The sequence below is a fragment of the Mycobacterium attenuatum genome, assembly GCF_900566085.1.
Taxonomy (GTDB): domain Bacteria; phylum Actinomycetota; class Actinomycetes; order Mycobacteriales; family Mycobacteriaceae; genus Mycobacterium; species Mycobacterium attenuatum.
In genome coordinates this window covers 20,529-46,972 of record NZ_UPHT01000119.1, presented here as the reverse complement: position 1 = coordinate 46,972, position 26,444 = coordinate 20,529, and the positions used below count along the sequence as shown (strand labels likewise).

23 protein-coding genes, 2 tRNA genes and 1 pseudogene are annotated in these 26,444 nt (G+C 65.1%); 17 read left to right on the top strand and 9 right to left on the bottom strand.

Annotated features, from left to right (window positions below):
- Genes EET13_RS19320 through EET13_RS19310 form a run of 3 tightly spaced genes read left to right on the top strand, consistent with a single transcriptional unit; the run spans position 1 to position 5,929 of the window.
- The gene (locus EET13_RS19320; RefSeq protein ID WP_122443791.1) at positions 1 to 4,833 is read left to right on the top strand and encodes an NAD-glutamate dehydrogenase; all 4,833 of its coding nucleotides are present in this window, start codon (positions 1 to 3) and stop codon (positions 4,831 to 4,833) included.
- Positions 4,830 to 5,246 (top strand): acyl-CoA thioesterase, encoded by a 417-nt coding sequence (locus tag EET13_RS19315; protein ID WP_122443790.1) that lies wholly within the window; start codon positions 4,830 to 4,832, stop codon positions 5,244 to 5,246. Before EET13_RS19320 ends, EET13_RS19315 begins: the two co-directional genes overlap by 4 nt.
- A gap of 8 nt (positions 5,247 to 5,254) precedes the next feature.
- Positions 5,255 to 5,929 carry a DUF8010 domain-containing protein gene (locus EET13_RS19310; protein ID WP_122443789.1) on the top strand — a complete coding sequence of 225 codons (675 nt, stop codon included), beginning with the start codon at positions 5,255 to 5,257 and terminating at the stop codon, positions 5,927 to 5,929.
- Between the two features lie 16 nt (positions 5,930 to 5,945).
- Here EET13_RS19310 and EET13_RS19305 read toward each other — a convergent pair whose 3' ends face one another.
- From EET13_RS19305 to EET13_RS19295, 3 genes are read right to left on the bottom strand one after another with little or no spacing between them, the layout of a single operon-like run.
- The gene (locus EET13_RS19305) at positions 5,946 to 6,569 is read right to left on the bottom strand and encodes a class I SAM-dependent methyltransferase (RefSeq protein WP_122443788.1); all 624 of its coding nucleotides are present in this window, start codon (positions 6,567 to 6,569) and stop codon (positions 5,946 to 5,948) included.
- A 58-nt stretch (positions 6,570 to 6,627) separates the two neighbouring features.
- Positions 6,628 to 8,253, bottom strand: a complete 1,626-nt coding sequence (locus EET13_RS19300) for a glycoside hydrolase family 13 protein (protein ID WP_122443787.1) — start codon at positions 8,251 to 8,253, stop codon at positions 6,628 to 6,630.
- Positions 8,253 to 8,639, bottom strand: a complete 387-nt coding sequence (locus EET13_RS19295) for a globin (RefSeq protein ID WP_122443849.1) — start codon at positions 8,637 to 8,639, stop codon at positions 8,253 to 8,255. Before EET13_RS19295 ends, EET13_RS19300 begins: the two co-directional genes overlap by 1 nt.
- Positions 8,640 to 8,792: 153 nt before the next feature.
- Between EET13_RS19295 and EET13_RS19290 the strand changes: the two genes are divergently transcribed.
- From EET13_RS19290 to EET13_RS19280, 3 genes are all read left to right on the top strand, one after another.
- On the top strand, positions 8,793 to 9,440 hold the full coding sequence (locus EET13_RS19290) for an HNH endonuclease (RefSeq protein ID WP_122443848.1): 648 nt from the start codon (positions 8,793 to 8,795) through the stop codon (positions 9,438 to 9,440).
- Between the two features lie 63 nt (positions 9,441 to 9,503).
- Positions 9,504 to 9,731: an aa3-type cytochrome oxidase subunit CtaJ gene (ctaJ, locus tag EET13_RS19285; RefSeq protein ID WP_122443786.1), complete on the top strand. Its 228-nt coding sequence runs from the start codon at positions 9,504 to 9,506 to the stop codon at positions 9,729 to 9,731.
- Positions 9,718 to 10,182 (top strand): DUF5130 domain-containing protein, encoded by a 465-nt coding sequence (locus tag EET13_RS19280; RefSeq protein ID WP_211186474.1) that lies wholly within the window; start codon positions 9,718 to 9,720, stop codon positions 10,180 to 10,182. The genes ctaJ and EET13_RS19280 overlap by 14 nt, the downstream gene beginning before the upstream one ends.
- Before the next feature lie 65 nt (positions 10,183 to 10,247).
- On the opposite strand, the gene pepN is transcribed toward EET13_RS19280, so the two are convergent.
- Positions 10,248 to 12,851 carry an aminopeptidase N gene (pepN, locus tag EET13_RS19275; RefSeq protein WP_122443847.1) on the bottom strand — a complete coding sequence of 868 codons (2,604 nt, stop codon included), beginning with the start codon at positions 12,849 to 12,851 and terminating at the stop codon, positions 10,248 to 10,250.
- A 139-nt stretch (positions 12,852 to 12,990) separates the two neighbouring features.
- On the opposite strand from pepN, the gene EET13_RS19270 reads away from it, so the two are divergent.
- Positions 12,991 to 13,602, top strand: coding sequence for an Rv2466c family mycothiol-dependent reductase (locus EET13_RS19270; protein ID WP_122443784.1), 612 nt, complete (start codon positions 12,991 to 12,993; stop codon positions 13,600 to 13,602).
- Between the two features lie 2 nt (positions 13,603 to 13,604).
- Here EET13_RS19270 and EET13_RS19265 read toward each other — a convergent pair whose 3' ends face one another.
- Positions 13,605 to 13,820, bottom strand: a complete 216-nt coding sequence (locus EET13_RS19265; protein WP_211186473.1) for a type II toxin-antitoxin system VapC family toxin — start codon at positions 13,818 to 13,820, stop codon at positions 13,605 to 13,607.
- A 6-nt stretch (positions 13,821 to 13,826) separates the two neighbouring features.
- Positions 13,827 to 14,092: pseudogene (locus EET13_RS31665) on the bottom strand (type II toxin-antitoxin system VapB family antitoxin).
- A gap of 135 nt (positions 14,093 to 14,227) precedes the next feature.
- Here EET13_RS31665 and EET13_RS19255 point away from each other — a divergent pair.
- The 3 genes from EET13_RS19255 (at position 14,228) to EET13_RS33110 (ending at position 15,972) form a co-directional block, all read left to right on the top strand.
- Positions 14,228 to 14,707 carry a ribose-5-phosphate isomerase gene (locus EET13_RS19255; protein ID WP_211186476.1) on the top strand — a complete coding sequence of 160 codons (480 nt, stop codon included), beginning with the start codon at positions 14,228 to 14,230 and terminating at the stop codon, positions 14,705 to 14,707.
- Between the two features lie 43 nt (positions 14,708 to 14,750).
- Positions 14,751 to 15,557: an Fpg/Nei family DNA glycosylase gene (locus tag EET13_RS19250; protein ID WP_122443783.1), complete on the top strand. Its 807-nt coding sequence runs from the start codon at positions 14,751 to 14,753 to the stop codon at positions 15,555 to 15,557.
- Positions 15,558 to 15,645: 88 nt separating this feature from the next.
- On the top strand, positions 15,646 to 15,972 hold the full coding sequence (locus tag EET13_RS33110) for an Mtp family mycobacterial-type pilin (RefSeq protein WP_136623203.1): 327 nt from the start codon (positions 15,646 to 15,648) through the stop codon (positions 15,970 to 15,972).
- Between the two features lie 26 nt (positions 15,973 to 15,998).
- Here the strand turns inward: EET13_RS33110 and EET13_RS19245 are convergent, their stop codons facing one another.
- Both EET13_RS19245 and EET13_RS19240 read right to left on the bottom strand, forming a co-directional pair.
- Complete coding sequence (locus EET13_RS19245) at positions 15,999 to 17,183, bottom strand: serine hydrolase domain-containing protein (RefSeq protein WP_122443782.1); 1,185 nt, start codon at positions 17,181 to 17,183, stop codon at positions 15,999 to 16,001.
- 30 nt (positions 17,184 to 17,213) lie between these two features.
- Positions 17,214 to 17,284: transfer RNA gene (locus EET13_RS19240), tRNA-Gly, on the bottom strand.
- A gap of 146 nt (positions 17,285 to 17,430) precedes the next feature.
- On the opposite strand from EET13_RS19240, the gene EET13_RS19235 reads away from it, so the two are divergent.
- From EET13_RS19235 to clpP2, 4 genes are all read left to right on the top strand, one after another.
- A tRNA-Pro gene (locus tag EET13_RS19235) sits at positions 17,431 to 17,507 on the top strand.
- A 36-nt stretch (positions 17,508 to 17,543) separates the two neighbouring features.
- The gene (gene tig / locus EET13_RS19230; RefSeq protein WP_122443781.1) at positions 17,544 to 19,046 is read left to right on the top strand and encodes a trigger factor; all 1,503 of its coding nucleotides are present in this window, start codon (positions 17,544 to 17,546) and stop codon (positions 19,044 to 19,046) included.
- A gap of 105 nt (positions 19,047 to 19,151) precedes the next feature.
- Positions 19,152 to 19,760: an ATP-dependent CLP protease proteolytic subunit ClpP1 gene (gene clpP1, locus EET13_RS19225; RefSeq protein ID WP_122443780.1), complete on the top strand. Its 609-nt coding sequence runs from the start codon at positions 19,152 to 19,154 to the stop codon at positions 19,758 to 19,760.
- The gene (clpP2, locus tag EET13_RS19220; protein WP_122443779.1) at positions 19,757 to 20,392 is read left to right on the top strand and encodes an ATP-dependent CLP protease proteolytic subunit ClpP2; all 636 of its coding nucleotides are present in this window, start codon (positions 19,757 to 19,759) and stop codon (positions 20,390 to 20,392) included. The genes clpP1 and clpP2 overlap by 4 nt, the downstream gene beginning before the upstream one ends.
- Before the next feature lie 19 nt (positions 20,393 to 20,411).
- On the opposite strand, the gene mmuM is transcribed toward clpP2, so the two are convergent.
- Positions 20,412 to 21,317, bottom strand: a complete 906-nt coding sequence (gene mmuM / locus EET13_RS19215; protein ID WP_122443778.1) for a homocysteine S-methyltransferase — start codon at positions 21,315 to 21,317, stop codon at positions 20,412 to 20,414.
- Positions 21,318 to 21,647: 330 nt separating this feature from the next.
- Here mmuM and clpX point away from each other — a divergent pair, with 330 nt between their 5' ends.
- The 3 genes from clpX to EET13_RS19200 all read left to right on the top strand — a co-directional run bounded on the left by clpX (position 21,648) and on the right by EET13_RS19200 (position 26,444).
- Positions 21,648 to 22,928, top strand: coding sequence for an ATP-dependent Clp protease ATP-binding subunit ClpX (gene clpX, locus EET13_RS19210; RefSeq protein ID WP_122443777.1), 1,281 nt, complete (start codon positions 21,648 to 21,650; stop codon positions 22,926 to 22,928).
- Between the two features lie 394 nt (positions 22,929 to 23,322).
- On the top strand, positions 23,323 to 25,284 hold the full coding sequence (locus EET13_RS19205; RefSeq protein ID WP_122443776.1) for a 2-oxoacid:acceptor oxidoreductase subunit alpha: 1,962 nt from the start codon (positions 23,323 to 23,325) through the stop codon (positions 25,282 to 25,284).
- 68 nt (positions 25,285 to 25,352) lie between these two features.
- Positions 25,353 to 26,444, top strand: coding sequence for a 2-oxoacid:ferredoxin oxidoreductase subunit beta (locus tag EET13_RS19200; protein ID WP_122443775.1), 1,092 nt, complete (start codon positions 25,353 to 25,355; stop codon positions 26,442 to 26,444).

Genomic DNA, 26,444 nt, shown 5'->3' with positions numbered 1-26,444 from the left:
ATGACGAGCGATCCCGAAGTTAAGCAGGATGTCGGGGCGTGGACAGCGTTCACCCGACCCGCTGATATCCCGGACTGGATCTCGCAGGCCTATCGGGATAGCTACCGGGGTCAATCGGACGACGCATCGCAGACCCCCGACTCGCTGGTCACGCCACGTACGTTGGGTGCGCACTATCGCCTCGGTCGAAATCGTGCGGCCGGTGAGAGCTGTGTTGCCGTGTATCACGCAGACGACCCAGCCGGGTTCGGGCCGGCGCTGCAAGTAGTCGCCGAGCACGGCAGCATGCTGATGGATTCGGTGACGGTGTTACTGCACCGGCTCGGGGTGGGCTACGCCGCCATCATGACGCCGGTGTTCGATGTGCGCCGCAGCCCCGCCGGTGAACTGCTGCGCATCGACCCCAAAGCGGCCGGCGCGTCACCGTATACCGGTGAGGCCTGGATTTTCGTTCAGCTGTCTCCGTCAGTGGATCGCAATGCGCTGACTGAAGTCGAACGGCTGCTACCGAGGGTCCTGGCCGATGTCCAGCGGGTCGCGACGGACGCGGCGGCGATGATCGCCACCCTGAGTGAGTTGGCCGAAGCGGTCGACAATGATCCCGAAGGTCATTTTGCAGCGCCTGATCGTCAGGAGGTGGCGGCGCTGCTGCGCTGGCTGGGTAACGGTAACTTCCTGCTGCTGGGCTACCAGCCCTGCCGGGTCGACGAAGGAATGGTCATCGGCGACGGGGCCAGCGGCCTCGGCGTACTGCGGGCGCGGGCAGGCACCAGGCCCCGGCTGACCGACGAATCCAAATTGCTGGTTTTGGCTCAGGCGCGGGTCGGCAGCTACCTCCGTTACGGTGCTTACCCCTACGCCATCGCGGTGCGCGAGAACCTCGAGGACGGCAGCCTAACCGAGCATCGTTTCGTCGGGCTCTTCACGGTCGCCGCCATGAACGCCGACGTCCTGGACATCCCGGCGATCTCGCGGCGGGTTCGGCAGGCGCTCGAATTGGCCGGCAGCGACCCCAGCCACCCGGGTCAGCTGTTGCTCGATGTCATCCAGACCGTTCCGCGCCCCGAGCTTTTCACCCTGAGCGCCGAGCGGCTGTTGGAGATGGCCAAAGCCGTAGTGGATCTTGGCTCCCAACGACGCGCTTTGTTGTTCCTGCGCGTGGACCGGCTGCAGTTCTTCGTCTCGTGTCTGGTTTATGTGCCGCGCGACCGCTACACCACCGCAGTGCGATTGCAGATCGAGGACATTCTGGTCCGCGAGTTCGGCGGGACGCGACTGGAATTCACCGCTCGGGTCAGTGAATCACCTTGGGCGCTCATGCATTTCATGGTTCGGTTGCCAGAGGAGGACGCTGCGTCGCCACCGGGCTCGATCGATGTTTCCGAAGCCAACCGGCTCCGGATCCAAGGGTTGCTGAGCGAGGCCGCGCGAACCTGGGCCGACCGGCTGATCGGCGCAGCGGCGGACGGCTCCGTCGGGCACAACGACGCCGAGCATTACGCCGCTGCCTTCTCCGAGGCCTACAAGCAGGCGGTCAGCCCCACCGATGCCATAAGCCACATCGCCATCATCAACCAGTTGGCCGATGACTCGGTCAAGCTGGTCTTCTCCGACCGAGACGAACAGGGCCTCGCTCAGCTGACCTGGTTCCTGGGTGGCTGTACGGCCTCGCTCAGCGAACTACTGCCGATGCTGCAGAGCATGGGTGTAGAGGTGCTCGAAGAGCGGCCGTTCACCGTCACCCGCCCCGACGGGCTGCCGGTTTGGATCTATCAGTTCAAGATCTCGCCGCATCGCACCATTCCGCGATCGACGACGACAGCCGAGCGGGACGCGGCCGCCCGGCGGTTCGCCGATGCCGTCACCGCCATCTGGCAGGGCAGGATCGAGATTGACCGGTTCAACGAGCTGGTGATGCGCGCGGGGCTGACCTGGCAGCAAGTTGTCGTGCTGCGCGCGTACGCCAAGTACTTGCGGCAGGCGGGTTTTCCCTACAGTCAGTCCTATATCGAATCGGTGCTCAATGAGCACGCCTCGACCGCGCGCTCGCTGGTCACCCTTTTCGAGGCGATGTTCGATTCCAGGCCGGCCGGCTCAAGGCGCGATGCGCAAGCCGCGGCGGCCGCTGTCGCCGCCGACATCGATGCGGTGGTGGGTCTGGACACCGACCGCATCCTGCGCGCCTTCGCCTCGCTGGTTCAGGCCACATTGCGGACCAATTACTTTGTGACACGCGAAGGTTCGGCCCGTAGCCGCAATGTGCTGGCGGTCAAGCTGGACGCGCAGTTGGTCGACGAGCTGCCGCTGCCGCGTCCCAAGTTCGAGATCTTCGTGTACTCGCCGCGGGTGGAAGGTGTGCACCTGCGATTCGGCCCGGTCGCCCGCGGCGGCCTGCGTTGGTCGGACCGCCGCGACGACTTCCGTACCGAGATCCTGGGTCTGGTCAAAGCGCAGGCGGTGAAGAATGCCGTCATCGTGCCGGTCGGCGCCAAGGGCGGATTCGTCGTCAAGCGGCCGCCGTTGCCCACCGGCGACGCGGCCGCCGACCGCGACGCCACCCGCGCCGAAGGCATCGCGTGCTACCAGCTGTTCATTTCCGGATTGCTCGACGTCACCGACAACGTCGATCACGCGACCGGAAAGGTCAGCCCGCCGCCCGAGGTGGTACGCCGCGACGGCGATGACGCCTACCTGGTGGTGGCTGCCGACAAAGGCACCGCCACGTTCTCCGATATCGCCAACGACGTCGCCAAGTCGTACGGGTTTTGGCTGGGTGACGCGTTTGCCTCCGGCGGATCAGTGGGCTACGACCACAAGGCCATGGGCATCACCGCCAAGGGCGCCTGGGAGGCCGTCAAACGACATTTCCGCGAAATCGGGGTCAACACGCAGACCGAGGACTTCACCGTCGTCGGCATCGGCGACATGAGCGGCGACGTGTTCGGCAACGGCATGCTGCTGTCCAGGCACATCAAGCTGGTCGCCGCTTTCGATCACCGGCACATCTTCCTCGACCCGGACCCCGACACCGCCACTTCCTGGGAAGAACGGCGCCGGATGTTCGAGTTGCCCCGATCTAGCTGGAACGACTACGACAAGTCGCTGATCAGCGAGGGCGGGGGCGTCTACAGCCGCGAGCAGAAGGCCATTCCGATCAGCCCACAAGTGCGTGCTGCGCTCGGCATTGACAGCCAGGGCGACGGGGGAGCCACTGAGATGTCGCCGCCCAACCTGATCCGCGCGATTCTGCAGGCACCCGTCGACCTTCTCTTCAACGGCGGCATCGGCACCTACATCAAGGCCGAGTCAGAATCCGACTCCGATGTCGGCGACCGGGCCAATGACCCGGTGCGGGTCAACGCCAACCAAGTGCGGGCCAAGGTGATCGGCGAAGGCGGCAACCTCGGAGTGACGGCACTGGGCCGCGTCGAATTTGATCTGTCCGGCGGCCGGATCAACACCGATGCACTGGACAACTCCGCCGGAGTGGACTGCTCCGACCATGAGGTCAACATCAAGATCCTGATCGATTCGCTGGTGACCGCAGGCAAGGTCCAGGCCGTCGAACGCAAACAGCTGCTGGAGTCGATGACCGACGAGGTGGCTCGGCTGGTGCTCACCGACAACGAGGACCAGAACGACCTGGTGGGTACCAGCCGCGCCAATGCGGCCAGCCTGTTGCCGGTGCACGCCGATCAGATACGGCACTTGGTGGCCGAGCGCGGACTCAATCGGGAGTTGGAGGCGCTGCCGTCGGAGAAGGAGATTGCGCGGCGCGCCGAGGCGGGTATCGGGCTCACCTCGCCGGAACTGGCGACGCTGATGGCGCACGTCAAGTTGGCGCTCAAAGAGGAGGTGCTGAACACCGAGCTGCCCGATCAGGACGTGTTCGCGTCCCGATTGCCCGACTACTTTCCACGGCCGCTGCGGGAACGGTTCGCCCCGGAAATCCGCTCGCACCAGCTGCGTCGCGAGATCGTCACCACGATGCTGATCAACGATCTGGTGGACAACGCCGGCATCAGTTATGCCTTCCGGCTTGCGGAGGATGTCGGAGTGACACCGATTGACGCGGTGCGCACCTACGTTGCCATCGACGCCATCTTCGGGGTGAACCACCTGTGGCGGCGCATTCGCGCGGCGAATCTGCCGGTTGCGCTGTCGGACCGGCTGACGCTGGACACTCGCCGCCTGATCGACCGGGCCGGACGCTGGCTGCTCAACTATCGTCCGCAGCCGCTGGCCGTCGGTGCTGAGATCAACCGCTTCGCCGCGAAGGTCAAGGCCATGACGCCGCGCATGTCGGAGTGGCTGCGCGGCGACGACAAGGCCATCGTCGAAAGGGAGGCCGCCGAGTTCACCGAACAGGGCGCACCCCATGACTTGGCCTACCGGGTCGCCGTGGGCCTGTACCGCTACAGCTTGCTCGACATCATCGATATCGCCGACATCATCGAGATCGACACGGCTGAGGTCGCCGACACCTACTTTGCCCTGATGGACCGGTTGGGCACCGACGGACTGCTGACCGCGGTTTCCGAGCTGCCCCGAAACGATCGATGGCAGGCCTTGGCGCGGCTGGCGATTCGTGACGATATCTATGCGTCGCTGCGGTCATTGTGTTTCGACGTGCTGGCTGTTGGCGAGCCCGACGAAAGTGGGGAGCAGAAGATCGCCGAGTGGGAGCACATCAGCGCCTCGCGGGTGGAGCGGGCCCGTCGCACGCTCAACGAAATCCGGGAAAGCGGCGCGAAAGACCTTGCGACGCTGTCAGTGGCGGCGCGTCAGATCCGCCGGATGACGCGCACCAGTGGGCGCGGGGCGTCCGCATGAGTGTCGGTTTCGTCGCGCCGGTTCCGGTGCGCTGGTCCGACATTGACATGTACCAGCACGTCAATCACGCCACCATGGTCACCATCCTGGAAGAGGCGCGCGTCCCGTTTCTCAAAGACGCGTTCGCCGCCGACATCACCACTACGGGCCTGCTCATCGCCGATGTCCGGGTCAGCTACAAAGGTCAACTGCGGCTGTCCGATTCGCCGCTGCAAGTGACGATCTGGGTGAAACGGTTACGCGCGGTCGACTTCACGCTGGGTTACGAAGTACGGTCGGTCAACGCGGACCCGGACTCGAAGCCGGCCGTCATCGCCGAATCGCAGCTGGCCGCGTTCCATATCGAAGAGCAGCGCTTGGTCCGATTGTCCCCGCATCATCGGGAGTATCTGCAACGCTGGCTTCGCGAATAGGAGGGGCGATAACGGAGGGAACCGGAGGTGGAGCCGAACGCGGTCTGTGGCTGACTGACCCGGCTCACCGCGCGGATCTGGCCACGTTCGTCGAGCGTGCGATGCGGCTCGACGACGCGGCGGTTATTCGTGTCCGGGCACGATCGACGGGAGTGCTGACGGCTTGGGTAGCAACGGGTTTCGACGTGCTGGCCAGTCGGGTGGTGGCGGGCCGGGTGCGCCCCGGCGATTTTTCGGTGGGCGCAGCCGGATTGGCGCGGGGCCTGGCGGCGATGGGCACGTCTGGTTACGTCGACCCGGGCTACGCGATGGATTCGGCGTGGCGAGGTGCGCTGCCTCCGGAGACCGGTTTCGTCCATCTTGACGACGTGCCAGCCCGGGTGATGCTGGATCTGGCGGCGACAGGCGCACGCTTGGCCAAGGAATACGGCAGTTCTCAGGGTCCGCCGGTTTCGCTGCTGGACCAGGAGGTCATTCAGGTCAGTTCCGGCGACGTGGTGGTCGGGCTGCCGATGCGCTGTGTATTCGCTTTGACCGCAATGGGTTTCCTGCCGCAGTCGGCCGAGCTGACCGACGCCGACGAGATGATCCGGGTCCGGGTTCTGCCGACCTGGTTGCGGCTCGACGCCCGTTTCGGCTCGGTGTACCGACGGCGCGGCCATCCCGCTCTGGTTCTGCGCTGACGATCAAGCTCGGGCGTTAACGGTCACGTCGGACGCCCGCGACGCCCGTTTCGTTTCGCCAGTGCAACCGGTACCGGTAGTAAAGGCCTCTGTGGATCCTGGCGTTGGGGAGAACGTCGTCGGCAATCCGGCGAATTTGATCGAGATTTTCCTGGGGCGCGGCGACCGGTACGCCGATGTCGCGCGTCTCCCGATGAAGGTGCGATCCCACGCGGGCTACGGGCGTTCCCAGCACAGTCCACGCCCAGTCGCGGATCGTCCTGTTCGCCGCCAGCCCCACGACGGCCAGTTCGCCGCCGGGCTTGAGGAAACGGCGTGCTTTGGCTAGCGCTGGCGGCAGCGGCTGGTGATGAATGCTGGCCACAAAGGTGATGACATCGAAGCTTTGCTCTGGTGCGGTGAAGCTTTGAAAGTCGCAGTGCTGGACCGATACGTTGCCTATCGAGTGGAGCCGGCGACGGGCCCGCTCGACCGTGGGAGCGTCGGGATCGATGCCGACGACTCGGTGCGACACCGCCGCCAGTCGCTGCACCAGCAGGCCCTCCCCGCAACCGATATCCAGGACGTCGCCGTGGTGGCGCGCTGCGATGTCGAGCACCCACGGGTGATAAGCGGTGTTGTGGTTCCAGTAGTCAGCCACGCTTTCGGCCAGTACGGCTGGCCGGCTTCGGCGGGGTGGGGCCACTCGGGTTCCGAAGCTAAACCAGCCAGGCCGCGCTGGCCGGTGGCAATTGTCCGTCTACCAACGCAGCACTCGCCATGAGAAGTTGACCGGGCGGCAGCGCGATCGGGTTCGTACCCGCATTGAGCACGCAGGCCAGCCCACCGCCACGCCGGAACATCAGGGCGTCGCCGGGAGCGGACAGCCACTCGATTTGGGTGCCGTCGAATTCGCTTCGGCTGCTGCGCAAGTGGAGCGCCTCGCGGAAAAACACCAACATCGAATTGGGTTCGGCGCGCTGTTGTTCGACGGTCAGCTCCGCCCACTCGGGCGGCATCGGCAACCAGGTGTCGGCGCAGGTGGAGAAACCAAACGGGGGAGCATCGCCAGACCACGGCATCGGGACGCGGCAGCCGTCGCGACCGCGCTCGGTGTGACCCGAGCGTTCCCACGTCGGGTCCTGCAACACCTCGTCGGGTAGATCCACGTCGGGTAACCCGAGCTCCTGCCCGTTGTAGACAAACACCGCCCCGGGCAGGGCGAGCATGACCATGGCCATGGCTCGCGCCCGGCGCAGCCCCACCGCGCCGCCACCGTAGCGGGTTACCTCCCGGCCTACGTCGTGGTTGGCCAGAGTCCACGTCGGGGTGGCGTCCTCCAACGCCGCGGCGTCCAGGGAGTTTTGCACGGCGTCGTGGATTGCGGCGGCGTCGAATTCGGTCCGGGTCAGGCGGAAGTTGAAGCCGAGGTGCAGCTCGTCGGGGCGCACATACTCGGCCCAGCGAGCGTTGTCGTTGACCCACACCTCGCCGACGGTTACCGCGCCGGGGTAGTCGTCGATGACGGCTCGGATGTCGCGGTGAATCTCGTGTACCTGCGGGCGGTTGAAACGGGGGTCGTCATCGGTGTGGCGCAGGATCTTGGCTTCGTCCGCCGCATCGGGGAGGCCGGGCGGCTTGGCCATTCCGTGTGCCACGTCGATGCGGAATCCGTCGACGCCGCGTTCCAGCCAGAACCGCAGCGTCTTCTCGAAGTCGTCGAAAACGTCCGGATTGTCCCAGTTCAGGTCGGGTTGCTCGGCATCGAAGAGGTGCAGATACCATTGGCCGGGGTTGCCGTCGGGTTCGACCACGCGCGTCCAGGCCGGTCCGCCGAACACCGATTCCCAGTTGTTCGGCGGCAACGCCCCATCGGGTCCGCGGCCGTCGCGAAAGAAATAGCGATCCCTCTCCTCGGAGCCGGGTCTGGCGACCAGCGCTGCCTGAAACCACGGGTGCTGGGAGCTGGTGTGGTTGGGCACCACGTCGATGGTCACCTTGATACCGCGCTGGTGAGCTGCGGCGAGCAGCTGTTCGAAGGCCGCCATTCCGCCGAATAGGGGGTCGATATCTCGTGGATCGGCGACGTCGTAACCATGGTCGGCCATCGGCGAGACGGTGACCGGATTGATCCAGATCCCATCGACCCCGAGGTATGCCAGGTGGTCCAGCCGGGTGGCCAGCCCGCCCAGGTCGCCGACGCCGTCGCCATCGCTGTCGGCGAAAGACCGCGGATAGACCTGGTAGAAAACCGCGTCCGACCACCACGGCTCCGGTCGACGAGCGCGTGCGCGAGGAGAGCCGGGGCCCGTCGGCTCGAGCTGCGAGTTGATGTCGGCGCTCATCAAAACGTGGCGTTGACCAGTGAGTGGGCGGCCATTTCCAGGTATGCCAGCAACTCTCGGCGGCGATCATCGTCGAGAGTGTCGGCGTCGATCGAGGCTACAGCGGTGTGCATGCACCGCAACCAGGCGTCGCGCTCGATCGGCGTGATCCGGAAGGGCATGTGCCGCATCCGCAGCCGCGGGTGCCCGCGCTGTTCGGAGTAGGTCCGGGGGCCGCCCCAATATTGCTCGAGGAACATCCGCAATCGGTGTTCGGCACCCGAGAGGTCCTCTTCGGGATACAGCGGGCGCAGTATCTCGTCCTCGGCGACTTGCTCATAGAACCGCGACACGATTGTTTCGAAAGTCTTGGCTCCGCCGACGGCGTCGTAGAAAGTCTCTGGCATCTGATCCATCTCCTCCATTGTGGTGCATCGGTGGTGAGAAGGGCGTCTCCGGCGACGGTCGGCTCTGGGTATTCACCGGATAGACACGGCATGGCCGCGACAATTAGCGTGCGGCCGGCAACGAATCATGGTGGACTGTTGCGCGGAGGATTCATGGCGCAAGGCAAGAAGCGCCGCAGCCACCGTAGTACCGGTGTCGCGGCGGGTATCACAGGACCGCCGACCGCGTCATGCCTGCACAGTGCCGACACCCATCCGCCCAACCGCGCAGAGAGCGCATCGATCTGGAATCGTCGGCGCGTGCTGCTGCTGAACTCCACCTACGAACCGCTCACTGCGTTGCCCATGCGCAGGGCGGTCGTCATGGTGATCTGCGGTAAGGCCGATGTGGTACACGATGATCCCGCCGGCCCGGTCATCCATTCGGCGACCAGCTCAATCATCGTTCCGTCGGTCATCCAGCTGCGAACCTATGTCCGGGTCCCCTACCGGGCGCGCGTCCCGATGACCCGTGCGGCGCTGATGCACCGCGATCGCTTCTGTTGCGCCTATTGCGGGGCAAAGGCCGACACCGTCGACCACGTGGTGCCGCGCAGTCGTGGGGGAGAGCACTCGTGGGAGAACTGTGTGGCGTGCTGCTCCACGTGCAATCACCGCAAGGGCGACAAGTTGCTCACCGAACTCGGCTGGTCACTGCGCCGTAAGCCGCTGCCGCCGACGGGTCAGCATTGGCGGCTCCTGTCCACAGTGAAAGAGCTGGACCCGTCGTGGGAACGGTACCTCGGTGAAGGCGCCGCCTGATTTTCTGCTGTCCTCGCTGCCCTGATTGGCCCTGGGTGGGATACGGTTTGCGTCGTGAACGCTATGGAGATTCATCTCTTGTTCGTCGGAATCCCGCTGTTGCTGGTGATCGTGTTGGCGTTGTTGCTCTTCAGCCGCAAGGGCCCGCACCCCGCAACCTATGAGCTGTCCGAGCGCTGGACCCATCCGCCGATCCTGTGGGCCGCGACCGACGAAGATGTCGGTGGCTCTCACGGCGGGCACGGCTCGTCCGAGTTCTCGGTTGGAGGTGGCGCCAGTGGCACATGGTGACGTTGCGACGATAGAACCTACCGATCTGCCGAAGGGCTGGGTGATCACCAGTAGCGGCCGGATCTCGGGTGTCACCGAGCCCGGGGAACTGTCGGTGCACTATCCATTCCCGATCAAGGACCTCGTGGCTCTGGACGACGCGCTGGTCCACAGCTCGCGGGCGTCCAGGGCGCGCTTCGCGGTCTACCTGGGTGATCTGAGTAGTGACACCGCCGCACGGGCTCGCGAGATCCTGGCGAAGGTGCCCACACCCAACGACGCGGTGTTGATCGCGGTCTCACCCGACCAGTCGGCCATCGAGGTGGTCTACGGCTCAGCGCTGCGGGGTCGCGGTGCCGAATCGGCGGCTCCGCTTGGCGTGGCCGCCGCGTCGTCGGCGTTCGAGCAGGGTCACCTGATTGACGGGCTGGTCAGTGCCGTCCGCGTGATCAGTGCCGGAATTTCGCCCTAACACCAACGGGCGCGCAACGCTGCGCACTGCGGCTACGTCGGCGCACCCGCATACGTGCGCTGACGCTAATCGGCCCCGTCGAATCGCCGGGCCCGCAGCGACCGTTTGACGCCGGCCTGGCCCTCGAGCACCAACCGGCGCAACGCCGGGGGCACCTCGGAGTCCGGGGCGGACAAGAAGTTGTCCGCAGCGGCGATACCTTCTTCGCTGATGTCGGAAGCGGGATAAAGCCCGATCACCACCGATTGCGCGACCTCGCTGGACCGCCGGGCCCACACTCCTGGGATCGCCTGGAAGTAACGCGCGGTGAACGGCTTGAGCAGCTCAGCTTGTCCCGGAGCGGCGATGCCCGCAATGATCGCGCGGCTGGTGGTGTTGGCCAGGGTGTCGTCGTCGACCACGGTGGTGAAGGCGCTTTCCTTGACCTCGCGTTGCGGCCGCGCCGCGCGCGCCTGGGCGGCGTACCGCTTGCCGGTGGCGGTCGGGTCGCGTTGTTCTTCGGCGTCGATCCTCAGCGACTGCGGCCCCTCGGCGTCAATGGCGCCCGCGGTCGCCAGCGCGATCACGATGCGCCAGCGCAGGTCGGTGTCTACGTCCAAACCCGCCAGTCCCAGTTCGGCGGGGTCACCGTCGAGCAGTGCGGCCACGGTTTCGACGTGGCGGGGCGATAGCACGGAACCGCACAGCGCGTTGACGAAGGCCAGCTGATGGTCGGAACCGGCCGCGGCCGCGCGGGCCAATTCCAGCAGCTTGTCGGCGAACTGCGGCCATCCATGCTCGCGGGCCCAGCCCGGCTCGGCGTAGGCGTTCATCGCGGTCTGCGCCTGCATCAGCAGCCGCTGCGCCACGCCGACCTCGGTCTCGGCGTGCACGCCACCGGACACCAGTGACACGAAGTCGCGGGCGCGCAATTCGGCCTCGCGGGTCATTTCCCACGCCGCCGACCACACGAGGCTGCGCGGCAGCGGCTCGGCGATGTCGGCGATGCGCTGCAGCGCGGTCCGCAGCGACTCCGGGTCCAGCCGCAGCGAGCAGTAGGTCAGGTCGTCGTCATTGACCAGAATCAGCTTGCCGCGTGGAATACCCACCAGCGCAGGCACTTCCGATACCGGGCCAGCGACGTCGAGTTCCTCGCGGTGGACCCGGACCAGCTTGCCCGAGCCGCCGGCGACGTCGTCGTCGTAAATGCCCACCGCCAGCCGGTGCACCCGGGTCTCACCCGCGCCCGGCGCGGCTCCGCTCTGCTGCACCGCAAACCGGGTGAAGCTACCGTCCTCGTTGACGTCGAAATCGGGCCGCAGGGTGTTGAGCCCCGTCGTCTTGAGCCACTGCTGGCCCCAGGTCGACAGGTCACGACCGGACGCCTTTTCCAGTGCGGCAATCAGATCGTCGAAAGTGGCATTGCCGAATGCGTGGGTGCGAAAGTAGTCACGCAGCCCGGCCAAAAAATGCTCCAAGCCGACATAGGCTACGAGCTGTTTGAGCACCGACGCGCCCTTCGCGTAGGTGATGCCGTCGAAGTTCACCTCGACGGCAGCCAGGTCGGGAATATCGGCGGCGATCGGGTGGGTCGACGGCAGTTGGTCCTGGCGGTAGGCCCACGATTTTTCGACAGTGGCAAACGTTGTCCAGGCCTCGGTGAACTCGGTGGCTTCGCTTTGGCACAGCACCGACGCGAAGGTGGCGAAAGACTCGTTCAGCCACAGGTCGTCCCACCACTTCATGGTGACCAGGTCGCCGAACCACATGTGGGCCATCTCGTGCAGTACCGTCTCGGCGCGCCGCTCGTAGGAAGCCCGGGTGACCTTGCTGCGGAACACGTAGTCCTCCAGGAAGGTCACCGCACCGGCATTTTCCATCGCACCGGCATTGAATTCAGGCACGAATAGCTGGTCGTACTTGCCGAACGCATAAGGCAGTCCAAAGTGCTTGTGGTAGAACCCAAATCCCTGTTTGGTCTGGGTGAATAACCGCTCAGCGTCCATGTACTTCGCCAGCGAAGCCCGGCAGTAGAGACCCAACGGGATCTCGCCGTGTTCATCGCGGTAGGTGTCCTGCCAGGCGGCATACGGACCGGCGATCAGAGCCACCAGATACGTGCTCATTCGCGGGGTGGTGGCAAAGGTGTGCACCCCGTTGTCCACCGCTTTGTCCAACGTGGTGGCCGCGGCGTTGGAGATCACCTGCCAATGCAGTGGTGCGGTGACCCGCAGGTCGAACGTCGCCTTGAGGTCGGGCTGGTCGAAGCAGGCGAACATGCGCTTGGCGTCGGCGGTCTCGAATTGCGAATACAGATAAGTCTCGCCGTCGACGGGGTCGACGAAGCGGTGCAGACCTTCGCCGGTGTTGGAGTATCGGCAGTCGGCGTCGATGATGACGACGTTGCGGTTGGCCAGGCCGCGCAGCGGGATCCCGGTCGACTCGTCGTAGTCGGAGACGTCCAGTTGTCGGCCATTGAGGCTGGCGCTGCGGACGGTGTCGGCGGCGATGTCAATCACCGTGTCGGCGCCGGCGAGCGCGTCGAACACCACGGTGGTGGTGGATCGGAAGGTCCGTTCGCCGGGGGCGCCGTGCCCGTCCGTCACGTCGAGGTTGATCTGATAGCTGTCGACGGAAATCAGGGCGGCGCGTTCTATTGCTTGTTCGCGGGTGAGATTCGGAAGGGCCACGGGCTCCAACATATCGGCTAGATGGGTTCGGTCGGTTGGCACGGCATTGCCGTAACCCGTGGGAACACTCGCGCCGCGGCCGTGGTTGTGCTGGACGGTGTTTTCGCAGTCACCGAACTTTCCCGGAGAGGATCGCAGTATGCCCGACAAGTCTGTTGCCGATTTCTGGTTCGACCCGCTGTGCCCGTGGGCATGGATCACGTCGCGTTGGATTCTCGAGGTGGAAAGGATCCGCGATATCGAGGTGAATTTCCACGTCATGAGCCTGGCTGTGCTGAACGAAAATCGCGAAGGGCTGCCGGAGCAGTATCGCGAAAACATGAAGCGGGCGTGGGGGCCGGTACGGGTGGCTATCGCGGCGGAGCAGGCTCACGGCGCCGGTGTGTTGGCCCCGCTGTACACCGCCATGGGCAGCCGGATTCACAACGAAGGCAACAAGGACCTCGACGAGGTCATCACCCAGTCGCTGGCTGAGGTCGGTCTGCCTGCCGAACTGGCTGCGGCCGCCACCTCCGATGCCTACGACGACGCCCTGCGCAAGAGCCACCACGCCGGTATGGACGCCGTGGGAGACGACGTCGGCACCCCGACCATTCACGTCAACGGGGTGGCGTTCTTCGGCCCGGTGCTGTCGAAGGTCCCGCGCGGCGAGGAGGCCGGAAAGCTCTGGGACGCGTCCCTGACGTTCGCCGCCTACCCGCATTTCTTCGAGCTCAAGCGGACTCGCACCGAGCGTCCCGAGTTCGACTAGCCTCAGGGCGCTGGCAGCCGGTTGATTTCGAATCGCAGGTGGTCGAAGACGGTGCGCGCGGTGAAGCCGTGTCGGCTAGTGAGCACGATCAGGCATTCGGCTGCGTTCGCCGTTGACATGACCGGACTTCGGTCCCCAGTGAGAGCTGCCGCGATCTGTTCGGTGTCGGCAGCCTTGCCCTGGATGAGCGCGACGAAGACCGACGAGTCGAGGATCACGGCCGTTCACACGTCCGTCGCCGCGTCGTATCCGAGGGCTTGTTCGCGTTCGGACTTGGTGATCGGGGTTCGATCGTGCAGCAGTGGCCAGATCTCGGTTCTGAGGACGTCGAGGAGTTCATCGGCACGGTTTGCAGTGCGGGACTGCGTGATCTCGATCTGGGCGCGCAGTGCATACCGGGGATAGCGTCGATGCGGCTCGGGAGGTGAAGACGTGCGGCGAGTTCATCGGCCAAGCGAATCACCTCTTCATCCTTGACGTTGAATGTCACGGGTATCGGTATCACTCGTCAGGTGTGTGGTACCCGCTGTGCGGGCCTGGGCCTGGGCCTGGGCCTGGGCCTGGGCCTGGGCCTTGGCCGCGGGCAGCGACGGCCTTGCGCCGGGCGTCGGGCACAATGTCGGGCATGCGCGTCTACCTGGGCTCTGACCACGCCGGATTCGAACTCAAGCAGCACGTCATCGAGCACCTCAAGGCGTCGGGACACGAACCGATTGACTGCGGTGCCTTCGCGTACGACGCCGACGACGACTACCCGGCGTTTTGTATAGCCGCCGCGCAGCGGACGGTGGCCGATCCGGGCAGCTTGGGCATCGTGCTGGGTGGATCCGGCAATGGTGAGCAGATTGCGGCCAACAAGGTGCCGGGCGCACGCTGCGCGCTGGCGTGGAGTGTGGAGACGGCGTCGCTGGCTCGTGAACACAACAACGCCCAGTTGATCGGCATCGGCGGCCGCATGCACAGCGTCACCGAGGCGTTGGCGATCGTCGACGCATTTCTGACCGCGCAGTGGTCGAACGCCGAACGCCATCAACGACGAATCGACATTCTCACCGAATACGAGCGCACCCACCAAGCACCACCGGTACCCGGCCGGGGGACCTGAGACCAGGCCCTGAACAAGACCCTGAGACCAGGCAAGGACTGCAGTGCCAGAAGGGCATACGTTGCACCGGTTGGCCCGGCTGCATCAGCGACGTTTCGCCGGTGCTCCGGTCGCGGTGTCCAGCCCCCAGGGCCGCTTCGCCGATTCGGCGGCCGCGGTGGACGGCCGGGTCCTGCGGCGAACCAGCGCCTGGGGCAAACACTTGTTTCATCACTACTCCGGCGGCGGGATCGTCCACGTGCATCTCGGGCTTTACGGAGCCTTCACCGAATGGGAGCGTCCGGCGGCTGATCCTCTTCCCGCACCTGTCGGACAGGTGCGGATGCGCATGGTCGGCGCCGCATTCGGTTCCGACCTGCGCGGCCCGACGGTATGTGAGGTGATCGACGAGAGCCAGGTTGCCGAGGTCGTTGCCCGGCTAGGACCCGATCCGCTGCGCCGGGATGCTGATCCGTCCTGGGCGTGGGCCCGGATCATGAAGTCCCGCAGGCCGATTGGTGCGCTCCTGATGGACCAGACGGTGATGGCGGGGGTGGGCAACGTCTACCGCAGCGAGCTGTTGTTCCGCCACCGCATCGATCCCTACCGGGCCGGGCAGCAGATCACCGAGGCAGAGTTCGCCGCGGCCTGGACCGACCTGGTGGCGTTGATGAAGGTGGGCTTGCGGCGCGGCAAGATCATCGCCGTCTTCCCCGAGCATGACCACGGCGCGCCGTCATACCGGCCCGACCGGCCCCGCACTTACGTCTATCGGCGTGCGGGCGACCCGTGCCGGCTATGCGGGACAACGGTGCGCACCGCCGAGATGGAAGGCCGCAACCTGTTCTGGTGTCCTACCTGCCAGTCGTGACGGCCCATGGCGGCCGGGTCACGTCGGGGACAAGAGACGTTCGCGGCTGCTGTTTCGGCTCTCGGGGCACGCGGGTACTCGTCGCAGTATGAGAGTCTCGTCACGCGTAGCCGCAACGACTTTCGCATTGACCATCGGTTGCGGCCTGGGCGGTTTAGCCGTCGCTCCCGAAATTCAGGCGGCGCCGGCTCCGGTCCCACAGTGGTGGTGTCCGGGCGACTTCTGGGACCCCGGCTGGGGCAACAACTGGGACTGGAACAACTGCCATGACAACTGGCGCGGCCTGGGACCCAACCCGAACGGCGGGCCCGGCTGGGGGCCTGGCCCGGGCGGAGGTGGCGCGCCGGGGCCCGGCCCGGTTGGACCTGCCGGGCCAGGCGGATCTGGAAACGGCGGCCCCGGGGGCGGGCACTGACGCGCGGGTTATCCGGCTAGGTCCGCTCAGCGCGGAGTGACGCCCAGCGTCGCGTAGATCTCGTTGCTCAAAGCGACGCTGCGCGGGTCGGCGTTGGCCTTGCTGGCGTCGTAGCGGTTCATCACGTACGCGTAGCCGATCCCGTGTTCCAGGTCGACAAACCCGAACGAACCGCCCAGGCCGCCGTGGCCGAAGATGCGCGGATTAGGGCCGTTGACGGCACGCTGGTTGAGCATGTAGCCCAACCCCCAGCCGTGATCGGCCACGCGGGGACCCAGGACCAGATCGGTATCGAAGCCGCCCTGCGACACCCGGACCAGATCCATGTGTTCCCGGCTGAGGAGCTTCTCCTGGGCCAGCGCGTTGTAGAACGTCGCCAGCCCAAGTGCTGAGACCAGTCCGTTGGTGCCGGGGAATTCCAGCTCGCGCCACAGCTGCATGTCGTTGTTGCCGACTTCGTCGGCGGGGGCAAATCCCATCGACACCGACAGCGCGGCTTTGGGGTGGTCGTCGAGACTGCCTGGGTGACCGGGGGCCTGCAGATCGGCGAGCATCCCGCGGACCTTGGGCTCGTTCACCATGTCGGCACAGCGATGCTGCTCGTAGCGCGGCAGGCCGATGTGGATGTCGGCGCCGATCGGTTCGGCGATCTCGGTGCGCAGGTACTGGCCGATGGTGCGGCCGGTGACTCGGCGAAATACTTCGCCGAGGATGAAACCGAACGTGGTCATGTGGTAGCCCTGAGCAGTGCCCGGCTCCCACCACGGTGTCGCCGCTGCCAGCTGCTCGCAGACAAAGTCCCAGTCGGTGACCTGCTCCCAGCTCAGTCGCTCGTTCGGTCCGATCACACCGGATCGGTGGCTCAGCACCATGGCCAGCGTCACGGCTTCCTTGCCCGCTTGCCCGAACTCGGGCCAATAGCGGGCCACCGGCGCATGCAGGTCCAGCTCGCCGCGGTCAGCGAGCTGGTGGACGCAGGTGGCCGCCAGTCCCTTGGTCCCGGAGAGCACGTTGGTCAGAGTGTCCTGTCGCCAGGGTCGGCTACCGGCGGCGTCCGCCGAACCGCCCCAGAGGTTGACGACGAGGTCGCCGTCCACCCAAACGGCAACGGCCGCGCCGACTTCGCGGCATGACTCGAAGTTGCGCTGGAAGGCGTCGTGAACTTTGACGAACTCGGGCGCGCATGAGCCTTTGATGTCGGCATTGCACATGGCGCATTCCCCCCGGGTGCAACTAGTTTGAGCGGGCGACGGGAATCGAACCCGCGTAGCTAGTTTGGAAGACTAGGGCTCTACCATTGAGCTACGCCCGCATGTATGAGGTCGAGCGAAACTCTACGTGGTGGCCAAGATCAAATCTAATCGACACAGTTGTGTGACGCGCTTCGCGTGCACTGCCAGGTCCCCGGAGGTCGCTGCGCGGCGGGTGTCGCCGGGCCGTAGGATCGCGAGGTCAGCGCGGGGTGTAGCGCAGCTTGGTAGCGCATCCGCTTTGGGAGCGGAAGGCCGCAGGTTCAAATCCTGTCACCCCGACCAGCCGACCGTCCGGAACGACCATCGAGGAGCACATCCGTGAAGAGCAGCGTCGAGCATCTGAGCCCCACCCGGGTTCGCATCAATGTGGAGGTGCCCTTCGAAGAGCTCGAGCCCGATTTCCAGCGGGCCTACAAGGAGCTGGCCAAACAGGTCCGGCTGCCTGGCTTCCGGCCGGGCAAGGCGCCGATCCGGCTCCTCGAGGCCCGCTTCGGTCGAGAGGCGATGCTGGATCAGATCGTCAACGATGCCCTGCCCAGCCGGTACGGACAGGCGCTGGCGGAATCCGAAATCCAGCCATTGGGGCGGCCCGATATCGAGGTCACACAAAAGGAGTACGGCCAGGATCTGGCCTTCACCGCCGAAGTCGACGTCCGCCCCAAGATCACGTTGCCGGATTTGAGTCAATTGACGGTTTCGGTGGAGCCCATCGCGGTCAGCGACGACGAAGTCGAAGCTGAACTGAAGTCGCTGCGCGTCCGCTTCGGCACCCTGAACCCGGTCGAACGGGCAGTGGCCGTCGGCGACGTTGTCACTATCGACCTTTCGGCAACCGTCGATGGTGAGGAGGTTCCCAACGCCGCCGCTGAGGGCCTGTCCCACGAGGTTGGTTCCGGCCGTCTCATCGCGGGACTCGACGACGCGGTCGTCGGTCTGGCTGTCGAGGAGTCCCGGGTGTTCACCGCCACGCTGGCAGCCGGCGACTACGCCGGCCGGGACGCGGAGGTCACGGTCACCGTCAAGTCCGTCAAGGTGCGCGAGCTGCCCGAGCCCGACGACGAGTTCGCCCAGTTGGCCAGCGAGTTCGACACCATCGAGGAACTGCGGGCCAACCTCCGTGAGCAGGTGCTGCAGGCAAAGCGTGCCCAGCAGGCGGAGCAGGTCCGCAACGCCACGATCGACGCCCTGCTCGAGCAGGTCGACGTGCCGGTGCCGCAGTCCTATGTTCAGGCGCAATACGACAGCGTCATCCATAGCGCACTGAGCGGCATCAACCATGACGAGGCCAGGTTCAACGAGCTGCTCGCCGAGCAGGGCTCGTCGCGCGAGGCGTTCGACGCCGAGGCCCGCAGCGCTTCGGAGAAGGATGTCAGGCGGCAGCTGCTGTTGGACGCACTCGCCGAGGACCTAAAGGTCCAAGTCGGCCAGGAGGCCCTCACCGAGAGGCTGTTGACGACATCGCGGCAGTACGGTGTGGAGCCGCAACAATTGTTCGCCTATCTGCAGGAGAACAACCAGCTACCGTCGATGTTCGCCGACGTTCGACGCGAGTTGGCGGTCCGGGCCGTCGCTCAAGCCGCCACGATCACCGATACCGACGGCAACACGATCGACACCGGCAAGTTGTTCGGCACGAGCCCCGAAACTCCGGAAGAAACCGACGAGCCCGCGGAGGCCCACGAGGATGCCGTGGACGCCGTGGGTGCCGCGGGTATCGCAGACACCGGCGATGCCCGCGGCACCCACGCCGCCGTTGCTGGCCCGGCCGAGACCGCGGCGACCGATACGGCCGATCCGCCCGGCCAAGAACACAGCGCGTGACGCTGTGAGCGAACGCGGCCATTTCAAGGGGTCCGTGAGCGCACACAGCGAGTGCGGTTGGTTAGGGTCGGTTCATACGGATCTCAAGAAAGCAGGTGTCCCACTGTGAGCCAAGTGACTGGCATGCGTTCGAACTCGCAGGGCCTTTCCCTCACGGACTCGGTCTATGAGCGCTTGCTCTCCGAGCGCATCATTTTCCTGGGTTCCGAGGTGAACGACGATGTGGCCAACCGGCTGTGTGCGCAGATCCTGTTGCTCGCTGCCGAGGACCCCACCAAGGACATCTCGCTGTACATCAACTCGCCGGGAGGATCGATCAGCGCCGGGATGGCTATCTACGACACCATGACCTTGGCGCCGTGTGACATCGCCACCTACGCGATGGGCATGGCCGCCTCCATGGGCGAGTTCTTGTTGGCCGCGGGCACCAAAGGCAAGCGCTACGCGCTGCCGCACGCCCGCATCCTCATGCACCAGCCGCTGGGCGGGGTGACCGGAAGCGCGGCCGACATTGCCATCCAGGCCGAGCAATTCGCCGTCATCAAGAAAGAGATGTTCCGGCTCAACGCCGAATTCACCGGCCAGCCGATCGAGCGCATCGAGGCGGACTCGGATCGCGATCGCTGGTTCACCGCTCAGGAAGCCCTGGAATACGGCTTCGTCGACCACATCATCACCCGCGCCGCAAGCGTCACCAATGGAGAAATGCAATGAACCCAGAAATCCAGCCCCAGGCGCGGTACATCCTGCCGTCGTTCATCGAGCACTCCAGCTTCGGCGTCAAGGAATCCAACCCCTACAACAAGCTGTTCGAGGAACGCATCATCTTCCTCGGTGTCCAGGTCGACGACGCGTCGGCCAACGACATCATGGCGCAGCTGTTGGTGCTCGAGTCGCTGGATCCCGACCGCGACATCACCATGTACATCAACTCACCCGGCGGTGGATTCACATCTCTCATGGCGATCTACGACACCATGCAGTACGTACGGGCCGACATCCAGACGGTGTGCCTGGGTCAGGCCGCCTCGGCCGCTGCGGTCCTGTTGGCCGCGGGGACACCGGGCAAGCGGATGGCGTTGCCCAACGCGCGGGTGCTGATCCACCAGCCGTCGCTGTCGGGGGTGATCCAGGGTCAGTTCTCTGACCTCGAGATCCAGGCCGCCGAGATCGAGCGGATGCGCACGCTGATGGAGCACACACTGGCCCGCCACACCGGCAAGGACGCCGCCGTGATCCGGAAGGACACCGACCGCGACAAGATCCTGACGGCGGAAGAGGCCAAGGACTACGGCATCATCGACACCGTCTTGGAGTACCGGAAGCTGTCCGCGCAGAAGGCCTGACGTTTCGCCGAATGTGCCGTCACTGTGAATTGTCGGCAGCGTTTTCGCTGGGATTGCACGCTCGGCGCACGTCGGCAATGTCGGCCGGCCGCACTCGGCAGCACCCGCCGACGATGCGCGCTCCGGCGGCAATCCACCGCGTGGCCAGCTCACTCGAGAATCGCCGAGGGCCCACCCAGCTACGGCGTCGGCGATCCCAATGTTCGCCGCTGTTGGGGTAGACGATCATCGGCTTGCCCACACCGGCGCAGGCTATGGCCGCCAGCACGTCGTCGGGAGCGCAGCAATTGACACCCACGGCGACGATCTCCGGGACGTCGGCAGCCACGGCAAACGCGCCGGGCAGCGGCTGCCCGGCTCGGGTTCGCGTCCCACTGATCGTGTAGCTGAGCCAGGCCGGCACGCCCATTTGGTGCACCAGGTTGACAAGCGCTTCGGCTTCGTCGACATCGGGGATGGTTTCCAGCGCCAGCACGTCCGCGCCGGCAGCGGCCAGCACCTCCAGTCGAGGGCGATGCCAGCTGGTCAGGGCCTTGACGCTGAGCCCGTAGCGACCGCGATATTCGGACCCGTCGGCGAGCGCGGCGCCGTATGGTCCGACCGAGGCGGCGACCCGAAGGTCGGCCCCGCCCACCTCGTCTCGCGCGTTCATCGCAAGTTCAACGCTGCGGCGTAGCAGTGTTGCCGCGTCGTCGCGGCCGATCCCGCGCGCCGCGAACCCCTCGAACGACGCCTGGTAACTGGCGGTCGTGGCGATCATCGCGCCGGCGCGAAAATACGTGGCATGCACCGCGGTGAGTTCCAGCGGCGCGTCGGTCAGCAGCCTTGCCGACCACAAGGGGTCGGCAAGATCATGACCGCGGGCCTCTAGTTCGGTGGCCAGGCCGCCATCGCTGATCACCACGGATTCAGCAGCCAACCCCACAAGGTCACTGTAGGGTGGGCGCTTGGGGTGTGGGCCGCCACTGCGTCTGCCAGTCGACGAGCCTCGGTTGCATAACGACCGCGACACGCCAGAGACACCGATCGCGCGTCTCGGCGAGTGCCGAGCGCCGCAGGGGGATATGTTGCATTTACAAGGCAGAGACAGCAGAGACGGCAGAGACCAACAAAACGAATACCGACGAATTCCTAGGAATATCAAAGACGCTATTCGGCGCCAACAGTCGCGGTGGGCCGCAGCAAGCGGGTAGCGTCGGGGAGTACACGCGGCACGGTAAGACGAACGGCGAACAGGAAGTAGGCCCTCACCATCATGGCGCGCATAGGAGACGGCGGTGACCTGCTGAAGTGCTCGTTCTGCGGGAAGAGTCAAAAGCAGGTCAAAAAGCTGATCGCTGGTCCCGGAGTGTACATCTGCGATGAGTGCATCGATCTTTGCAACGAGATCATCGAAGAGGAACTCGCCGACGCCGACGATGTGAAACTCGACGAGCTACCCAAGCCAGCCGAAATCCGGGACTTCCTCGAGGGCTACGTGATCGGGCAGGACACCGCGAAGCGGACACTGGCCGTCGCGGTCTACAACCACTACAAGCGTATCCAAGCCGGCGAGAAGAACCGCGACTCGCGGCATGAGCCGGTCGAGCTGACCAAGTCCAACATTCTGATGCTCGGGCCGACCGGTTGCGGCAAGACGTATCTGGCCCAGACGCTGGCCAAAATGCTGAACGTCCCATTCGCCATTGCCGACGCCACGGCGCTGACCGAAGCCGGTTATGTCGGCGAAGACGTCGAGAACATCCTTCTCAAGCTGATTCAGGCGGCCGACTACGACGTCAAGCGCGCCGAGACCGGCATCATCTACATCGATGAGGTGGACAAGATCGCCCGCAAGAGCGAGAACCCGTCCATTACCCGTGACGTGTCGGGGGAAGGGGTTCAGCAGGCCCTGCTGAAAATCCTCGAGGGCACCCAGGCGTCGGTTCCTCCGCAGGGCGGCCGCAAGCACCCCCACCAAGAATTCATCCAGATCGACACCACCAACGTCTTGTTCATCGTGGCGGGCGCCTTCGCCGGGCTGGAGAAGATCATCTACGAGCGGGTGGGTAAGCGCGGCTTGGGCTTTGGCGCCGAAGTCCGCTCCAAGGCCGAGATCGACACCACTGACCACTTCGCCGAAGTGATGCCAGAGGATCTGATCAAGTTCGGTTTGATCCCGGAATTCATCGGCCGATTGCCGGTGGTGGCCTCGGTCACCAACTTGGACAAGGAGTCGTTGGTCAAGATCTTGTCCGAACCCAAGAATGCTTTGGTCAAGCAGTACACCCGGCTCTTCGAAATGGACGGCGTGGAGCTGGAGTTCACCGATGACGCGCTGGAAGCCGTCGCCGACCAAGCGATTCACCGCGGCACTGGCGCCCGTGGCTTGCGGGCCATCATGGAAGAAGTGCTGCTGCCGGTGATGTATGACATCCCCAGTCGAGACGATGTCGCCAAAGTCGTGGTCACCAAGGAGACCGTGCAGGACAACGTCTTGCCGACGATCGTGCCGCGCAAGCCGTCCCGCACCGAGCGCCGCGACAAGAGTGCCTAACACCGGCAAGATCGCGACGGATCCGGTCCGCATCCCAAGAACCGAGCCCGCCGCGCCTTAGAACTGCACCCGGAGCGCCGCAGGGCATACACGATTCGTGCCATCCCGGATGCGATTGGTTAGAAAGTGACCAAGACCACAGTTTGGGCTGTTGTCGTACCGCTCGCCGCTCTGACGTCGGCTTTTGCCGAATCGATCGCTTGTTGCCGGCGTTCCGTAACGGCCGGACACGCAGCAACAAGTGTCATACTTGATACCGCCAGTGACACCAAAACGGGAGGTGGGGGAGCTATTCCGACGGCGTAACCTGAAACCGCGCAGGAGTGCTCCACATTTGGGCCTGACCAAGCCTGATTGAAGACAGAAGGCCTGATTGAAGACGGAAGGCGGAGACGTGGATCCGAACGGCAGCGGAGCCGAGTCAGAGTCTCATGCCGTGGCGTCGCACGCCCGGCACGAGCGGCGGCGCCTGGAACATGTCGTCATCCGCTTCGCCGGAGACTCCGGCGACGGGATGCAGCTCACGGGCGACAGGTTCACTTCGGAAGCGGCCATCTTCGGCAATGACCTGGCAACGCAGCCGAACTATCCCGCCGAGATCCGAGCACCGGCGGGCACCCTGCCCGGGGTGTCGTCCTTTCAGATTCAGATCGCTGACTACGACATCCTGACTGCTGGTGACCGGCCGGATGTGCTGGTCGCGATGAACCCGGCAGCGCTGAAGGCCAACATCGGTGACCTGCCACGCGGGGGCATGGTGATTGCCAACTCGGACGAGTTCACCAAGCGCAACCTGATGAAAGTCGGATACGTCACCAATCCGCTAGAGTCCGACGAATTGGACGAGTACGTCGTACATTCCGTCCCGATGACCGCCTTGACCCTCGCGGCGGTGGAAGCGGTCGGCGCGTCGAAGAAAGATGGCCAGCGCGCCAAGAACATGTTCGCTTTGGGCCTGTTGTCGTGGATGTACGGCCGGCCGATACGGACCAGCGAAAACTTCATCAGAGAGAAGTTTGCGCGCAAACCCGACGTCGCCGAGATCAATGTGCTGGCCCTCAAGGCGGGGTGGAATTACGGCGAGACCACCGAGGCCTTCGGCACCACCTACGAAGTTCCGGCGGCGGCCTTGCCGCCCGGTGAATACCGGCAGATCTCGGGAAACACCGCGTTGGCGTACGGGATCGTTGCAGCGGGTCAGCTCGCCAATGCTCCCGTGGTGCTGGGCAGCTATCCGATTACCCCGGCGTCCGACATCCTGCACGAGCTGTCCAAGCACAAGAACTTTAACGTCATCACCTTCCAGGCCGAGGACGAAATCGGGGGCATCTGCGCGGCCCTGGGCGCGGCCTATGGCGGCGCGATTGGCGTTACCAGCACCTCGGGGCCGGGCATTTCGCTGAAGTCCGAGGCGCTCGGCCTGGGCGTGATGACCGAACTGCCGTTGATCGTCATCGATGTGCAGCGCGGCGGGCCGTCGACCGGTCTGCCCACCAAGACCGAGCAGGCCGATCTGCTGCAGGCGTTGTATGGCCGTAACGGTGAGTCGCCGGTAGCGGTCCTGGCGCCGCGGTCACCCGCTGACTGCTTCGAGGTCGCCGTCGAGGCGGTGCGGATCGCTCTTGCTTACCAGACCCCGGTGATCGTTTTGTCCGATGGGGCCATCGCGAACGGCTCAGAACCGTGGCGAATTCCCGACATCACCACCTTCGAGCCCATCGTGCACAAGTTCGCCAAACCGGACGAGCCTTTCCAGCCGTACAACCGCGACCCCGAGACTCTCGCCCGTCAGTTCGCCGTACCCGGCACTCCCGGTCTGGAGCACCGCATCGGCGGGCTGGAAGCGGCCAATGGCTCCGGGGCCATCTCCTATGAGCCGTTGAACCACGACCTCATGGTTCGAATTCGCCAAGCCAAGATTGACGGCATCCGAGTGCCCGATCTCGAAGTGGACGATCCCACGGGGGACGCCGAGCTGTTGTTGATCGGCTGGGGCAGTTCTTACGGGCCGATCGGCGAGGCGTGCCGACGCGCACGGCGCAAGGGCATCAAGGTCGCGCATGCCCACTTGCGGTACCTCAGCCCGTTGCCGGCCAACCTGGGCGACGTGCTGCGACGTTATCCGCAGGTCGTAGCGCCAGAGATGAACCTGGGCCAGCTGGCGCTGGTGCTACGTGGCAAGTACCTGGTCGACATTCAATCGGTCACCAAAGTTCAGGGGTTGTCGTTCTTGGCCGACGAAATTGGCCGAGTTATCCGCGCCGCGTTGGGCGGGACGCTGGCCGAAATCGAGCAGGACAAGACGATGGTCGCCAAATTGGGGGCGGCCCCGATCGGAGCGGGAGCCGTCGAATGATCGGGAGCCGCGATCCGGTGGGGCGCCGCGTGCCGGCGGCGACCAAGCAATGAAGAGGAGCGACGCTCATGACTAGCGTGACCGGCGATCTGGCGGGCACAGACCTCGGACTGACGCCGGGTTTGACCAAGAACTCGCGGGTGCCCACCACGGACCAACCGCAGAAGGCCAAGGACTACACCAGTGACCAGGAGGTCCGCTGGTGCCCGGGATGCGGTGACTACGTCATCCTCAACACCATTCGTAATTTCCTGCCCGAACTCGGACTGCGCCGCGAGAACATCGTGTTCATCAGTGGCATCGGATGCTCCAGCCGCTTCCCGTATTACCTCGAGACCTACGGGTTCCACTCGATCCACGGCCGCGCTCCGGCAATCGCGACCGGGCTGGCGCTGGCCCGCGAGGACCTGTCGGTATGGGTGGTCACCGGCGACGGCGATGCGTTGTCGATCGGTGGCAACCACCTGATTCATGCAATGCGGCGCAACGTCAACATCACGGTTCTGCTGTTCAACAACCGGATCTACGGCCTGACCAAGGGCCAGTACTCACCCACCTCGGAAGTCGGCAAGATCACCAAGTCGACCCCGATGGGTTCGCTGGACACTCCGTTCAACCCGGTCTCGCTGGCCCTGGGTGCCGAGGCGACGTTCGTCGGCCGCGCGCTGGATTCCGACCGTGCCGGGCTTTCTGAGGTGCTGCGCGCTGCCGCCGAGCATCGCGGTGCCGCACTGGTGGAAATCCTGCAGGACTGCCCGATCTTCAACGACGGCTCTTTTGATGCGCTCCGCAAGGAGGGGTCGGAAGAGCGAGTGATCAACGTCCGTCACGGTGAACCGATCGTGTTCGGCGCCAACGGCGAATACTGCGTCGTGAGGTCGCGTTTCAGCCTCGAAGTGGCCAAGACCGCCGACGTGGCTGTCGAGGAGATCGTGGTGCACGACGCCCACGCCGACGACGCGGCTTATGCGTTCGCGCTGTCCCGGCTGTCCGATCAAAACCTCGAGCACACCGTGCTGGGGATCTTCCGCCACATCAGCAGGCCCGCCTACGATGACTCGGCGCGTTCTCAGGTCAGCGCCGCCCGGAGTGCGGTTCCGTCCGACACCGCAGCGCTGCAGGCGCTGCTTCGCGGGCGCGACACCTGGACTGTCGGCTGA

What these genes read in the sequence shown, in the direction of transcription:
- EET13_RS19320 (WP_122443791.1), top strand. Translation starts at nt 1, where the DNA reads ATGACGAGCGATCCCGAAGTTAAGCAGGATGTCGGGGCGTGGACAGCG.
- EET13_RS19315 (WP_122443790.1), top strand. Translation starts at nt 4,830, where the DNA reads ATGAGTGTCGGTTTCGTCGCGCCGGTTCCGGTGCGCTGGTCCGACATT.
- EET13_RS19300 (WP_122443787.1), bottom strand. Translation starts at nt 8,253, where the DNA reads ATGAGCGCCGACATCAACTCGCAGCTCGAGCCGACGGGCCCCGGCTCT.
- EET13_RS19295 (WP_122443849.1), bottom strand. Translation starts at nt 8,639, where the DNA reads ATGCCAGAGACTTTCTACGACGCCGTCGGCGGAGCCAAGACTTTCGAA.
- EET13_RS19290 (WP_122443848.1), top strand. Translation starts at nt 8,793, where the DNA reads ATGGCGCAAGGCAAGAAGCGCCGCAGCCACCGTAGTACCGGTGTCGCG.
- ctaJ (WP_122443786.1), top strand. Translation starts at nt 9,504, where the DNA reads ATGGAGATTCATCTCTTGTTCGTCGGAATCCCGCTGTTGCTGGTGATC.
- EET13_RS19270 (WP_122443784.1), top strand. Translation starts at nt 12,991, where the DNA reads ATGCCCGACAAGTCTGTTGCCGATTTCTGGTTCGACCCGCTGTGCCCG.
- EET13_RS19255 (WP_211186476.1), top strand. Translation starts at nt 14,228, where the DNA reads ATGCGCGTCTACCTGGGCTCTGACCACGCCGGATTCGAACTCAAGCAG.
- EET13_RS33110 (WP_136623203.1), top strand. Translation starts at nt 15,646, where the DNA reads ATGAGAGTCTCGTCACGCGTAGCCGCAACGACTTTCGCATTGACCATC.
- EET13_RS19245 (WP_122443782.1), bottom strand. Translation starts at nt 17,183, where the DNA reads ATGTGCAATGCCGACATCAAAGGCTCATGCGCGCCCGAGTTCGTCAAA.
- clpP2 (WP_122443779.1), top strand. Translation starts at nt 19,757, where the DNA reads ATGAACCCAGAAATCCAGCCCCAGGCGCGGTACATCCTGCCGTCGTTC.
- clpX (WP_122443777.1), top strand. Translation starts at nt 21,648, where the DNA reads ATGGCGCGCATAGGAGACGGCGGTGACCTGCTGAAGTGCTCGTTCTGC.
- EET13_RS19200 (WP_122443775.1), top strand. Translation starts at nt 25,353, where the DNA reads ATGACTAGCGTGACCGGCGATCTGGCGGGCACAGACCTCGGACTGACG.